Source organism: Morganella sp. EGD-HP17 (assembly GCF_000512315.2).
GTDB lineage: Bacteria > Pseudomonadota > Gammaproteobacteria > Enterobacterales > Enterobacteriaceae > Morganella > Morganella morganii.
In genome coordinates, this window is sequence record NZ_AZRH01000008.1 from 40,530 (window position 1) to 54,409 (window position 13,880).

Sequence of the window (13,880 nt, forward strand, 5' to 3'; positions counted from 1 at the left end):
CCCAGAGGGCTTTGTGTATGAATTTCTTATCCATCCCAAGTCGTCTTGCCGGTGTCTGCTTTGTGCAGGCATGGTTTAATATTGATCACCGCATTTCCAACTTCTTCCCTGAGTGATTCTCCGTTTGCGTATTTACCACGAAAACTAATTAAAAACACGCTGATATAACGTGGCTGCATTCCTGTATTTTCTTTTCAGAAAAATGCAGCGGATAAATATATCCGGCAGCCCGAAACCGGAGAATAAAATAATGAAACGTATTCCAGAACCGTTCCGTATTAAAATGGTTGAAAATATCCGTATGACCACCCGTAATGAGCGGGAAGTTGCCCTGAAAGAAGCCGGATATAACCCGTTTTTATTACCGGGCGATGTGGTCTTTATTGACCTGCTGACCGATTCCGGTACCGGTGCCATGAGTGACCGCCAGTGGGCCGGGCTGATGATGGGGGATGAGGCGTATGCCGGTTCCCGTAACTATTATCATCTCTGTGATCAGGTGAAAAAACTGATTGGCTACCCGTTCACTATCCCGACACACCAGGGACGCGGTGCCGAGCAAATTCTGTTCCCGTCACTGATTGCCCGCCGCCGCAAAGCCGGGGCGGATAAACCGGTCTTTATCTCCAACTTCCACTTTGATACCACTGCCGCCCATGTGGAGTTAAACGGCGCGAAAGCGATCAATGTGGTCACACCGAAAGCCTTTGATACAACAACCTATTATGACTGGAAAGGGGATTTCGATTTAGATCTGCTCAATGCGGCAATCGCAGAGCACGGCGCAAAAAATGTGGCCGCAATTGTCACCACCGTGACCTGTAACAGCTCCGGTGGTCAGCCGATATCACTGGCAAATATGAAAGCCGTGTATGACATTGCCAAAAAGCATGATATTCCGGTGGTGATTGATTCCGCCCGTTTCTGTGAAAACGCCTGGTTTATCAAACAGCGCGAAAAAGGCTATGCGGATAAGTCGGTGAAAGAGATCGTCAAAGAGATGTATAAATACGGCGATATGCTGACAATGTCGGCGAAAAAGGACTCACTGGTGAATATCGGTGGTCTGTGCTGTTTCCGTGATGACGAAGATCTGTTTAACGAAGTGCGCACCCGCTGTGTGCCGATGGAAGGCTTTGTCACCTACGGTGGTCTCGCCGGACGTGATATGGAGGCGCTGGCTATCGGGCTGGAAGAGGGGATGGATGAGGATTATCTCCGCTACCGTATCACCCAGGTGGAATATCTGGGTGAGCGCCTGCGCGAAGCAGGGATCCCGATCCAGTATCCGGTCGGCGGCCACGCGGTCTTTGTCGATGCGAAGAAAATGCTGCCGCATATCCCGGGCGATCAGTTCCCGGCACATGCCCTCAATAATGAGCTGTTCCTGGAATCCGGCATCCGCGGGGTGGAAATCGGCTCACTGCTGCTGGGGCGTGACCCGGAAACCGGTATTCAGAAGCCGTCACCGATGGAGCTGCTGCGCCTGACAATTCCGCGCCGTGTCTATACCAATGACCATATGGATTATATCGCGGATGCCTTTATCCGGCTGAAAGAGAAAGCGGCGGATATCAAAGGGCTGACATTCACCTATGAACCACCGGTTCTGCGTCACTTTGTCGCCCGTCTGAAGCCTGTCATGTAACCCTGTCGTCTTACAGGAGGATGCGCTGCATCCTCCTGATTTCAAACATAATGGTAATACTAAGCCACCAGAGGTACTCTTATGGCTACTGTTCCTGCGTCCTCTGTTTCGCCGTCCGTATTCGGCGGAGCAATGATTATCGGCGGAACTATCATTGGTGCGGGGATGTTTTCCCTGCCGGTGGTAATGTCCGGTGCATGGTTTTTCTGGTCGATTGCAGCACTGGTATTCACCTGGTTTTGTATGCTGCACTCGGGATTAATGATCCTCGAAGCCAACCTGAATTACCGGATTGGTTCCAGTTTCGACACGATCACCCGCGATTTGCTGGGAAACGGCTGGAATATTATTAACGGCCTGACCATTGCGTTCGTCCTGTATATTCTGACTTATGCCTATATTTCCGCCAGCGGATCGGTGCTGAGCCACACCTTTGCACAGGCGGGGATCACGCTTCCGGCGCGCCTGGGCGGATTTCTGTTTGCCCTGGCGGTTGCCTTTATTGTCTGGCTGAGCACCAAAGCGGTCAGCCGGATGACGACGATTGTGCTCGGTGCCAAAATCCTGACATTCTTTATGACATTCGGCGGTCTGCTGTGGAATGTGAAACCGGCGGTATTACTGAACGTGGCACAGCCGGATGCTTCTTATCTGCCTTATGTGTTGTTTACCCTGCCGTTTTGCCTGGCCTCTTTCGGGTTCCACGGTAATGTGCCGAGCCTGATGAAATATTACGGCAAAGAGCCCGGTAAGATCCGCCGCTGTCTGACAATCGGCACACTGATGGCGCTGGTGCTCTATATCATCTGGATGCTCGGCACGATGGGGAATATTCCGCGTCCGGACTTTATTCCGATTGCGGAGAAGGGCGGTAATATTGATGTGCTGGTTCAGGCGCTGAGTGGTGTACTGCACAGCCGGGGACTGGAGCTGCTGCTGATTGTGTTCTCGAACTTTGCGGTGGCCAGTTCGTTCCTCGGGGTGACGCTGGGGCTGTTTGATTATCTGGCGGATCTGTTCAAATTTGATGACAGCAAAATTGGCCGCCTGAAAACCGCCGGGGTCACCTTTATCCCGCCGATGCTGGGCGGATTGATCTATCCGAACGGTTTTATTTACGCCATCGGTTTTGCCGGTCTGGCGGCGACGGTCTGGGCGGCTATTGTCCCGGCACTGCTGGCCCGTGCATCCCGTAAACGCTTCGGCAGCCCGCAGTTCCGGGTCTGGGGCGGTGAGCCCATGATCTGGCTGATCCTGGGCTTCGGGGTACTGAACGCGGTGGTACATATTTTGTCGAGTTTCAGCCTGTTGCCGGTTTACCGGTAAGCCATTACGTAAGCGGCAGGATTGTTGAGATTAATGATCCTGTCCGCTGACTCATGAGGGCGGATTTTTGATATAAAAAATGCCTGCAATATATATTGCAGGCACCCGGTGTTGACTTAAAAAATAAATAATTTAATTATCTTGTTATATTTTTAAACGCTTCTGTGGTGGCTTTTAATGCCACTTCTGTCGGTAAACGCTCCATGGAACTGGCACCGTAAAAACCGTGGCAGTCCGGGCAGCGATCTAAAATGTATTGTGCATCTTCCGGGGTCGCGATAGGGCCGCCGTGACACAATACAATAATATCCGGACGGACAGCTTTGGCCGCTTTCGCCCAGTCATTGATCATCTCAACACAGTCATCCAGCGTGGTGGCGGTTTCCGCCCCGATATTACCGCCGGTGGTCAGACCCATATGCGGCACAAGAATATCCGCACCGGCTTCGGTCATGGCAATGGCATCTTCACGACTGAAGACATACGGTGTGGTCAGCAGATCTTTTTCATGTGCCTTGCGGATCATCTCCACTTCCAGCGCATAACCCATGCCGGTTTCTTCCAGATTGGCGCGGAATTTACCGTCGATCAGGCCGACTGTCGGGAAGTTCTGCACGCCGGAAAACCCGGTGGCTTTGATATCGTCCAGGAATTTATCAAACTGACAGAACGGATCCGTGCCGTTGACACCCGCCAGAACCGGCGTATGTTTCACGACCGGCAGCACTTCTTTTGCCATATCCATGACGATTTCGTTGGCATTACCGTAAGCCAGCAGACCGGCCAGTGAGCCGCGTCCTGCCATGCGGTAACGGCCGGAGTTATAGATAACGATGAGATCGATACCGCCGGCTTCCTCACATTTTGCTGACAGACCGGTACCGGCACCGCCGCCGATAATCGGCTCGCCGCGTGAAATCATGTCATTGAATTTTTTCAGTAATGCGTCACGGGAAAGTGGCATCTTGTGTCTCCTTATTTCGCCCGTAATTGCTGGTGTTGATCAATGACAAAACGGGTAAATTCCGGGTCATTAATGTGATACGGGCATTTGCGTAAAATACGTTTTTCTGTTTGTTTATAATGAGTTTCGAACGCCTCAATAAAGGCGCGGTCTGCATCCGGCGACCAGAAAGGCATACTTTCAGCATCCAGGGCGGAGAAACCGCCTTCCGGAATGATAAAAATGACATCGCCGTGACACTGGTTGAGTTTTTCCGCAATCCAGCGCCCCATCTGTGCATTTTCTTCCGGGGTGGTACGCATCAGGGTGACCTGGGCGTTGTGGTGATAGAACTGACGATCGGCGTATTTTTCCGGTACGGTGGACGGGCGGCCGAAATTGACCATATCCAGTGCGCCGCAGGAGCCGATATACGGCGTCTGCGAACGGGCAATGGCGCCGAAACGGTCTTCATCACAGGCCAGAACGCCGCCGAAAAGATAGTCACACACTTCCGTGGTGGTCAGGTCAAGGATACTGTCGAACAGATGGTCATCCGCCAGTTTTTCCATCGCTTTACCGCCGCTGCCGGTCGCATGAAAGACCAGACAATCGTAATCCGCTTCCAGTTCTTTGCTGATTTGCTGGATACACGGTGTGGTGACGCCGAACATAGTCAGGGCAATGGCGGGTTTATCAGTAACCTGCTCTTCCTGACAGAAATAAACCGCCCCGGCAATCTGATTAGCCGCATTACGGAGAACTTTACGTGAAATTCGGTTCAGGCCGGAGACATCAGTGACAGAGTAGAGCATGGCAATATCGCTTGCGCCGATATAGCCGGAAATATCACCGGAGGCCATGGTGGAAACCATGAGTTTAGGGATGCCGACAGGCAGGGATTGCATTGCTGGTGTAATCAGTGCCGTTCCACCGGATCCGCCCAAACCGAGAAGTGCTGCAATATCATTTTGTTTTGCAAGGAAACGTTCAAAGGCAACAGCCATTGCCGCGATAGCACGGCCGCGGTCGCCGCAGAAAACCGCGCTTTCGCCGTCAGGGTGACAGGCGGCGACGTCGCGGGCGCAGACATCCGCTTCCCGGGTCAGCTGACCGGGTTTTGTGGTTAAATCCACAGTCTTTACAGCCAGGCCGGTGCGCTGGATCAGCTCACTGACATAAAAAATCTCATCACTTTTGGTATCGAGCGTTGTGGCGATATAGACAGCGCCTTTATTGCTGTTCATGGTTAACCTCAAAGGGATATCGGATGTCTGATAACGCATCATAACCAGAATGAGACTGTAGTATCATTTTGTTTGGCTGATTTTGAGACATGCATCTCAATTTGTCTATCTTTAAATCAGTTTTTTGATAAAAAAAACACCATAAGGGTGTTGCCTGCGGGGATGTTGTGTAAGATAGCCGCGCAAAATTCACAGAAATTCGTTAAAGGAAAATCAGTTATGGCCTGTACTGATGATGGGGCACCTTACTCCGGCACGCGTAAGCGGACATTTAATCTGCTGGTTAATACCGCGCTGGCACTGTTTGAACAGGGCGCGATACCGTCAGTCTCTGAGCTGGCAGCGGAAGCTGGTGTATCACGGGCAACGGCTTACCGCTATTTTCCGACACAAAGTGATTTGATCGCCGCCACCGTGGATGCGAGCCTCGGCCCGATTCTGACCTGGCGCTCCGACAGCCCGGAAACCCGCGACCGGATGGAGCAATTGCTGGCTTTCGCTTATCCGCAGATGTTCCGCCACGAAGGTGCACTGCGTGCGGCATTGTATGTGTCGTTGCAGCAGTGGGCGCAGGATCGCTCGGCTTCGGCCAAATCCCAGACTAATGATGAGAAAAAACTGGTCAGAGGGCACCGCAAGGCGATTCTGGCTAATGTCACCGAGCCGCTGAAGGCGCATGTGGATCAGGAAACACTGGATAAAGTGATCCGTGCATTCTCGCTGGTGTACGGTTCGGAAGTGTTCCTGGTGATGAAAGATATCTGGAAGATGAATGACGGTGAAGTCATCGATATTACCCAGTGGATGGCAAAAGCGATTCTGAATCAGGCCATGGCGGACAGCCGGGCACAACAGGATGAGCAGCCGTAATCACGGCTGTTCTCTTATCTTCCGTGCACCACACTGATTTCCGCCTCTGACGGTGAGAAAGTTACGCGCATAATTATATCCCCTGTAATTAATTGATTCCGGTGATAGACTGATTTTCTGTTCCGGCAACCGGCTGACATTATAACAATATGAATATTATCAAAACTGCAGCAGGGATTTCGGCCTGTTTTGCGGCCGGATTATTGCTGGCATACCTGAACGTGCCGATGGCGCTGATGTTCGGCCCCATCATTCTGATTATTATTGCGCACCGTTTCAATGTTTCGCTCACTATTCCTAAGGGAACATTAACCTTTGTTCAGATGGTGCTCGGAACATCCGTCGGGCTGATGTTTACCCGTGTCGATCTCAGTCAGTTTGATCATCTTCTGCTGATTATGCTCATCATGGTGTCGTGTCTGGCGGTGCAGTTTACCGTCAGTTTTCTCTGGTTCCGCAAACGGGTGGGGTGGTCAGTTCAGGAATCTCTGCTGGGAGCGGTGCCGGGGGCAATGGCGGCAATTCTGGCGCTGATGGATCACACCGGTACACCGCCGCAGAAGGTAGTGATTTCTCATACTATCCGCCTGATTATTCTGATTATGCTGGCGGGGGTGGTGGTCGGGAGTGATCATCCTGTCCCGCCGCCTGCGGATATTCCGCCGCAGAGTCTGGTGTCCGTGCTGTGGCTGCTGGTGATTGTGGTGTGCGGGTATCTGTCCGGCAAAGCGCTGGAAAAAATCAATGTCCCGGCACCGTTTATGCTGACATCACTGGGCACGGCGATTGCGGTGCAGAGCATGGTGAGTACTTACATTGTTTTCCCGCTGCTGCTGAATGATATCAGTATGACGCTGATCGGCATGTATATCGGGAGCTATTTTGTTCTGTTTCCGCTGAGATCACTGCTGCGCAATATGGTGACGTCCGCTCAGGTGGTGCTGATCAATATTGTGCTGACTGCACTGATTGCATTCGGGGCGTCTCACCTGACCGGTTTTTCCTTCCCGATGCTGCTGCTCTCCTGGGCGCCCGGCAGCATGGAAGCCATGACATTCGCCGCAATTGCGATGGGGATAGATGCGGGTTTTGTCATGCTTAACCATATTCTCCGCATGCTGATTATTCAGAGCGTGCCGTCAGTGGTGCTGTATATTCAGGAACGGAGGAGTAAGTAATTACTCCGCTTTTTTCACTGTCAGCCGCACAGAATAGACCGGGTCTGAGTTTCCGCACATGTTGCGGTAAGACATTCCTTTGATATTTACCCTGACTTTCCCGCGCTCCGCCGGTGTTCCCTGCAAACGGGCAGCGATCAGCGGGCGCTGATCGGCTTTCATCACCCGTGTCTGCCACTCCTCACCGGTGATAAGCGGTATCCATTCCCCGGCCTCATTTTTTGACATCAGTGTGACCGTCATCCAGTCCGGTTTCTCACTGACATAAAACGGGATCATTCCTGCGTGCCGGGTGATTTCAATCGTTTGCTCATACGGCTGACCGGTCACCGCATCCGGTGCCGGGATTTTGGTCACCGATTCTGACGGCGTAAATATAGCCATACCGCCGCACATGGCACCATAAAACACCCCGCAGCCGCTTAACATCCCGCACAGCAGCAGTACAACGGTTCCCCTGAGAAATGAATGAGACAGGCGCATTATGGTTTCTTCCCTGATATTCATGCAAAAAATAAGTTTGCCAGTATAAAAAAAGATCACAACAAAAACTGTGCCCGGTATCTGTCAATTCAGGAAATCACACAATATGTACTGGTTAATACAAATGAGTCTTGTTAGACTTTAAAAACCGTACTAATTAGTACACTTATGGTGTCTGTTAACCGTGTGAGGAGTAATAATCAAATGACAGAAAAAGCGCAGGATCCTTCAAGACGATCTTTCCTGAAAAATGCCGGTCTCGGCACAATGGGGCTGGCGGCCGGTGCGCTCGGCAGCCATTCTGCATTAGCAGGCGGCAATGCCGTGCTGACAGGGGCAGATGATAAAAATAAAAGTTATATCAAAACAGATAAGCGTAAGAAGCTGATTTATAACGGCTATCTTATCACTATGGATGAGCAGTATGGTGATATTGAAGACGGTGCGGTGCTGGTTGACGGCGATAAAATCGTCGATGTCGGCCCGGTGTCCAAATTTGCCGGGGTTGATGCGGAGCTGATTGATGCGGACGGCGGTATTATCCTGCCGGGGATTATCGACAGCCACCGTCATACCTGGATGTCACTGCTGCGCGGGATCTCCGCGGATATGTCACTGGCCGGTTTCCTCGGCTCTACTTTCTACGGCATCGGTTCAGTCATGGAGCCGGAAGATATCCGCATGGCGGCACTGGTGGGATCGGTTGAGGCACTGAATGCCGGGGTAACCACCATTCTTGACTGCTGTGACTGTGTTAACTCACCGGATCATGCGCCGGCGGCGATTGAATCCCTGCGTGCCTCCGGGATCCGCAGTATCTATGCTTATGGTATGCAGGCCTATGATTATAAAGGCAGTAACCGGTTCCGCAGCCATCAGCAGCGCCTGGATGTGATGAAAAATATTCATCAGCAATATTATGGTTCCGGTAATAAAACCCTGAACCAGATGGGTGTGCTGCTGAGTGATTTCGGTACCATTCCGTTTGCGCATACCGCGAAAGAGATTGAGCTGGCCAATGACCTGGGTATCTTTGTGGCATCTCATACCGGTGCGGCAGAAAAATCCATTCTGCTGAAAGGGTTACATGAGCTGAAACACAATAATCTGCTGAAGCCCGGCCATCTCCACATTCACTGTACTTCGCTGGATAACAGCGAGTGGAAAATCCTGAAAGAGACCGGCGGTAAAGTCTCTATCGCGCCGGAAACTGAAATGCAGATGGGGATGGGGCGTCCGCCGTTCCGCGCCAGTCTTGACCACGGTTTTAAACCCGGCCTGAGCAGCGATATTGTCTGTGTCGGCTCCGGTGACCTGTTCTCGCAGATGCGTCTGGGTCTTCAGTTCCAGCGTTGTATGGACAGCGAAGCAGAAGCAAACCGCACCGGCAAAACCACCACCAAAATTGACCTGAGTGTGCGCGATGCGCTGACCTGGGCAACACACGGCAGTGCGGAAGCGATGGGGATGGAGAAAGAGATCGGCTCGATTACCAAAGGTAAAAAAGCGGATATTATTATCGTTTCCCAGAAAGAAGCCTTCGTACCGTCCAGTTATCCGGCGGGCTCAGTGGTTCTGCAGACCACATCATCCGGTGTGGATACGGTGATTATCAACGGCGATGTGAAAAAACGCTTTGGTAAGCTGACACAGCAGAATACCGACAAAATCCGTTCTGATGCGACAGAAGCACTGCGCCGTATTCAGAAAGCGGCGAAAAAGCTGCCGAAACAGACAGCAGAAGAGGTGGCAACCTTCTTCGATGCCGCTCAGGAGCAGGCGCGTGAGAATTTCTCAGCCGGTTACAGCTATAAAAAATAATTGACCGGGCAGTGTGAGCAACACAAAAAACCGCTTCCGTGAGGAAGCGGTTTTGTATTTCAGGGGAAAATTACTGCTCTTCCGGCAGAATAAACATACCGTAAGGGTGGATTTGCAGGAACAGACTGTCGCCGACAGACGGCTGCAATTGTGTGGCATTAATCTGCAGCAGCATGGACTGGCCGTGCCAGTCGACGGTCACTTCATACTGCGGCCCCATATAGGCCACATGAGACACGGTGCAGCGCTGGCTCTCATCACCCAGCAAACTCAGGGTAATGGCCTCCGGACGGACACCGACAGTAACGCTGCTTTTGTCCGTGACGAACTGCGGCGGACGCGGCAGGCGGTAGCTGAAAATCTCAACGGCATCACCGGTCAGTGTCGCCGGGAAGATATTGGCATCACCCATAAAGCTCGCCATAAACTTCGAGGCAGGCTGACGATACAGCTCCTGCGGCGATCCCAGCTGCATAATTTTCCCTTTGTTCATCACCAGTACCATATCCGAGACCGCAAAGGCCTCGCTCTGGTCGTGGGTCACATACAGAGAGGTGATATTAAACTGCTGCTGCAATTCACGGATTTTTTCCCGCATGCTGCGGCGCAGGTTGGCATCGAGGTTACTCAGTGGCTCATCAAATAACAGCACTTTCGGTTTGAGGATCAGGGCACGGGCCAGTGCAACACGCTGCTGCTGACCACCGGAGATCTGATCGACAAAGCGATCCGCGAATCCGGCCAGATCCACCAGCTCCAGTGCTTCCTCCACCCGCTCTTTCACTTCCGCTTTCGGGCGGCCCAGCATTTTCAGCCCGTAACCGACGTTATCGCCGAGGGACATATGCGGGAACAGCGCGTAAGACTGGAACACCATACAGATATCACGCTGCTGGATGGAACGGTCTGTGACATCTTCGCCGTCAATGAACATCTTACCTTCGGTCGGTTTTTCCAGCCCCGCCACCAGACGCAGCACGGTGGTTTTTCCGCAGCCGGACGGGCCGAGCAGGGTGACCATGCTGCCCGCCGGAATAGAAAGACTTAAATCGTCGATGACCGTGTTGGTGCCAAAGCGTTTAGTCACATTTTTTAATTCAACAAAACTTTGTTGTGTCATGTCGGTTACTCCATGATTACTGTGCATTTTTGGCTTTGGAACGTGAAACACGGGCTTCGCCAATCAAAAAGTCGAACAGGAAAATAATCGCCAGCATCACGACGATCAGGATTGAGCCATAGGCAATGGCCACGCCGTACTCGCCGTCTTCCACGCGGTTCAGAATATAGGCGGTTGCCACACGGGTGTCTGGTGTCACGAGGAACACAATGGCACTGACCGTGGTGATGGCGCGGACAAAGCTGTAAATCAGTGCCGACAGAATCGCCGGACGCAGCAGCGGCAGCAGGATGTGGAAGATTGTCCGCATCGAACCGGCACGCAGGCTGAGTGACGCCTCGTCCAGGGATTTGTCGATTTGCCCCAGACCGGCGATACCGGCACGGATCCCGACCGGCACATTTCGCATCGTCATGGAGATAATCACGATTGCCGCCGTCCCGGTTAAATAGAACGGAGAATCGTTAAAGGCGAGGATGTAAGACACACCCGCCACGGTTCCCGGCACCGCGAAGCAGAGCATCGTGGTAAATTCGATGGTCTTTTTGCCGCGGAATTCCTGGCGCACCACAATGTAGGCGATCAGCAGGCCGAGCACGGCGGTGATTGGTGCGGCAATCCCGGCGTAGAGCAGGGTATCGAGCAGTGAAGGCCATGCGCCGTCATTCATGCCCTGACCGAACAGCTTGATAAAGTTATCCAGGGTTAAGGTGTAATCCACGCCCCAGTTCACGGTAAAGCTGCCGTAGAAGATGCTGCCGTACAGTACCAGGTTGAAGACAACCCAGATGGTGAGGAAGGTGGTGACAAACGCAACCAGCGCGGCAGGCAGCGGCTGTACATCACCGCGGTAAGATTTACCGGACACCGTGACATAAGAACGTTTGCCGATCCACATATACTGCACACAGAAGACCAGCAGCGAGAAGACCAGCAGGGAGGCGCCGAGGGTACTGGCCGCCTGATAATCGAGCTGGGAGCCGGTGATATAGAAGTAAATCTGGGTGGCAAGCACGTCAAAGTTACCGCCGAGGACCAGCGGGTTACTGAAGTCTGCCAGTGACTGTACAATCACAATCAGGAAGGCGTTAGCCAGCGCCGGTTTCAGCAGTGGCATAAAGACGTTGAAGAACGTCTGGAAACGGTTGGCGCGCAGGGTGTAAGACGCTTCTTCCAGCGACGGGTGAATGGTTTTGATGGCACCGTCGAGGATCATAAAGGACATCGGCGTAAAGGCGAGCACCTGGGCCAGCCAGATCCCGGTAAAGCCGTACAGCCAGTTGGTGTTTTCCAGCCCCGCATACGTGGCGAGGAATTCGGTCACATAACCGGAACGTCCCATCATCAGGGTGACACCCAGGCCGACAATAAACGGCGGGGTGACAATCGGCAGGATGGAGAACACGCGGCCGATAATTGCCGAGCGTTTTGCGATACGGCTGGTATAAATCGCCAGAATCAGACCGAAGAAGGTACAGCCCGCACCGACTGCCAGTGAGAGCATCACGGAGTTCCAGATGACCTGCACAATATGGGACTGTGTGAGAATCGACACAAACGCGAACGGCGCGAAATCCCCGTTATTGTCGGTGAACATCGGGATAAAAATCGCGATACTCGGGAATACAATAAACAGCGCAATCAGCCCGACCACCGCAATCAGTGAGCCGATAACAAACTGGTCACCACCCAGCCATTCCAGGCGTTTGAGGGCGAGGGTCATAATCATGCCGAGCGAGATAAACAGCACAATGGCGGAATAGCCGAGACCTTTTCCTTCCCATACGGCGCTGACTACCGCCACCACTGCCGTCAGAACGGCTACCGCAATATCGGTATAGTGGCGTCCGCGCTGGTCGCGGGAAGCGGGTGTCAGTGAGCGGAAAAACAGTACTGACGGCAGCAGATACCAGAGCCAGCTGACATTCAGCCCGTGCCAGCCGTAAGCGGCAAGAATTTCATCTGATGTGGAGTCGGTTAAACCATAATCCAGGCTCCAGGACGGCAGCAGGGCAAAGCCCAGCCACGCGATCAGCAGCCATAAGAAGATGGAATCCCGTCCCTGTTTTGAAGGCAGAGTCAGGGTTTCAGACATTAAAGAATCTCCCTTGCCCGTCTTCATTCAGGAGAATGAGACAAGACAATATAATTATTATAATAAAAACAAGACCGCGCGGCAGAACACCGCGCGGCAGACAACATTACTTACTCATTTTGACTTCGGTGACCCACTTGTTGATCAGATTCTTACGGGTTTCAGCATCACCGTATTTATCCATATCGTAGTTGATCAGTTTCAGATCAGAGAGTTTCAGTGACATTGGTGAGGATTCAGCCGTGGTATTGGTCAGGATCTGGTAAGATTTACCCTCTTTCCAGCTGATTTCCTGGGCTTCTTTGGACAGCACGAAATCCACGAACAGTTTGGCGTTGTCCATGTTACGGGCATTTTTCAGGATACTGATACCACCGATTTCATAACCGGTTCCTTCACACGGGGAAATTAACTCCAGCGGTGCACCGTTTTCCACTTCCAGGGAATAGTCGTGCAGGAAGCCGATACCGATAGCGGATTCACCACGGGCGGCGTTACGCGCAGGGGCAATACCGGATTTGGTGTACTGGGAGATATTGCTGTTGAGTTTTTTCAGGTAATCGAATGCCTGATCGGTGCCCCACAGCTGGTCAAATGTCGCCAGCGCAGTGTAAGCCGTACCGGAGCTCTGCGGGTCAGCAATCTGGATTTCGCCTTTGTATTCCGGCTTGGTCAGATCTTTCCAGCAGGTCGGGATTGGCAGGCCTTTCTCTTTCAGACGATCTTTGTTCACACCGAAACCTAAGATGCCGACATAAACCGCAGAAGAGTAGTTGCCTTTGCGTTTGGCCGGATCACGGAACTGCGGCATGATCTGATCTAAATTCGGGGATTTGTACGCCTCCAGCAGATCCATCTCACCCGCCTGTGAATGCGGATCTAATGTACCGCCGTACCAGACGTCAGCCTGCGGGTTACGTTTTTCCGCTTCGATCTTGGCCAGGGTGCTGCCGGAACCGTTACGGACAAATGTGGTTTTCACATCGTATTTTTTGGCGAAAGCCTGTGTTTCAGCTTCACACATGGCGTTGGTCGCGCTGCAGTAAACCACCAGACGACCGGCGGCATTAGCGGATGTGGTAACAGCAGCCAGTGATAAACCGGCGGCAGCGAGAGCAGAGAGGGTCTTGAGTTTCATTATCAGTTCAT

At 52.4% G+C, this 13,880-nt stretch carries 12 protein-coding genes; 6 read left to right on the forward strand and 6 right to left on the reverse strand.

Translation table 11 applies throughout. The annotated features are described in order from the left end of the window. Positions 1-17 precede the first annotated feature (17 nt). The 3 genes from tnaC to mtr all read left to right on the forward strand — a co-directional run bounded on the left by tnaC (position 18) and on the right by mtr (position 2,974). Positions 18-116, forward strand: a complete 99-nt coding sequence (tnaC, locus tag X965_RS19550) for a tryptophanase leader peptide (protein WP_015422482.1) — start codon at positions 18-20, stop codon at positions 114-116. Positions 117-250: 134 nt separating this feature from the next. Continuing rightward, positions 251-1,648, forward strand: a complete 1,398-nt coding sequence (gene tnaA / locus X965_RS10065) for a tryptophanase (RefSeq protein WP_015422483.1) — start codon at positions 251-253, stop codon at positions 1,646-1,648. A gap of 81 nt (positions 1,649-1,729) precedes the next feature. Next, positions 1,730-2,974 carry a tryptophan permease gene (gene mtr, locus X965_RS10070; protein WP_004236023.1) on the forward strand — a complete coding sequence of 415 codons (1,245 nt, stop codon included), beginning with the start codon at positions 1,730-1,732 and terminating at the stop codon, positions 2,972-2,974. A gap of 136 nt (positions 2,975-3,110) precedes the next feature. Here mtr and X965_RS10075 read toward each other — a convergent pair whose 3' ends face one another. After that, positions 3,111-3,938 (reverse strand): phosphoenolpyruvate hydrolase family protein, encoded by an 828-nt coding sequence (locus X965_RS10075; RefSeq protein WP_024472758.1) that lies wholly within the window; start codon positions 3,936-3,938, stop codon positions 3,111-3,113. Between the two features lie 11 nt (positions 3,939-3,949). Beyond that, positions 3,950-5,164 carry a Tm-1-like ATP-binding domain-containing protein gene (locus X965_RS10080; RefSeq protein ID WP_036417959.1) on the reverse strand — a complete coding sequence of 405 codons (1,215 nt, stop codon included), beginning with the start codon at positions 5,162-5,164 and terminating at the stop codon, positions 3,950-3,952. Positions 5,165-5,383: 219 nt separating this feature from the next. Between X965_RS10080 and X965_RS10085 the strand changes: the two genes are divergently transcribed. Both X965_RS10085 and X965_RS10090 read left to right on the forward strand, forming a co-directional pair. After that, on the forward strand, positions 5,384-6,034 hold the full coding sequence (locus tag X965_RS10085) for a TetR/AcrR family transcriptional regulator (RefSeq protein ID WP_036417961.1): 651 nt from the start codon (positions 5,384-5,386) through the stop codon (positions 6,032-6,034). A gap of 149 nt (positions 6,035-6,183) precedes the next feature. Beyond that, on the forward strand, positions 6,184-7,212 hold the full coding sequence (locus X965_RS10090; RefSeq protein WP_036417963.1) for an AbrB family transcriptional regulator: 1,029 nt from the start codon (positions 6,184-6,186) through the stop codon (positions 7,210-7,212). Here X965_RS10090 and X965_RS10095 read toward each other — a convergent pair whose 3' ends face one another. Beyond that, the gene (locus X965_RS10095; protein ID WP_004236016.1) at positions 7,213-7,695 is read right to left on the reverse strand and encodes a hypothetical protein; all 483 of its coding nucleotides are present in this window, start codon (positions 7,693-7,695) and stop codon (positions 7,213-7,215) included. 204 nt (positions 7,696-7,899) lie between these two features. Here X965_RS10095 and X965_RS10100 point away from each other — a divergent pair, with 204 nt between their 5' ends. Continuing rightward, on the forward strand, positions 7,900-9,516 hold the full coding sequence (locus tag X965_RS10100; RefSeq protein ID WP_004238940.1) for an amidohydrolase family protein: 1,617 nt from the start codon (positions 7,900-7,902) through the stop codon (positions 9,514-9,516). A 70-nt stretch (positions 9,517-9,586) separates the two neighbouring features. Here the strand turns inward: X965_RS10100 and fbpC are convergent, their stop codons facing one another. From fbpC to X965_RS10115, 3 genes are all read right to left on the reverse strand, one after another. After that, a complete protein-coding gene (fbpC, locus tag X965_RS10105) occupies positions 9,587-10,636 on the reverse strand; it encodes a ferric ABC transporter ATP-binding protein (RefSeq protein ID WP_036417965.1) in 1,050 nt (349 codons plus the stop codon). A gap of 16 nt (positions 10,637-10,652) precedes the next feature. Further along, entirely contained in the window at positions 10,653-12,731 is a 2,079-nt protein-coding gene (locus tag X965_RS10110) for an iron ABC transporter permease (protein WP_004238938.1), read from the reverse strand. Between the two features lie 106 nt (positions 12,732-12,837). Then, positions 12,838-13,869, reverse strand: coding sequence for an ABC transporter substrate-binding protein (locus X965_RS10115; RefSeq protein ID WP_004236012.1), 1,032 nt, complete (start codon positions 13,867-13,869; stop codon positions 12,838-12,840). Positions 13,870-13,880: the final 11 nt, after the last annotated feature.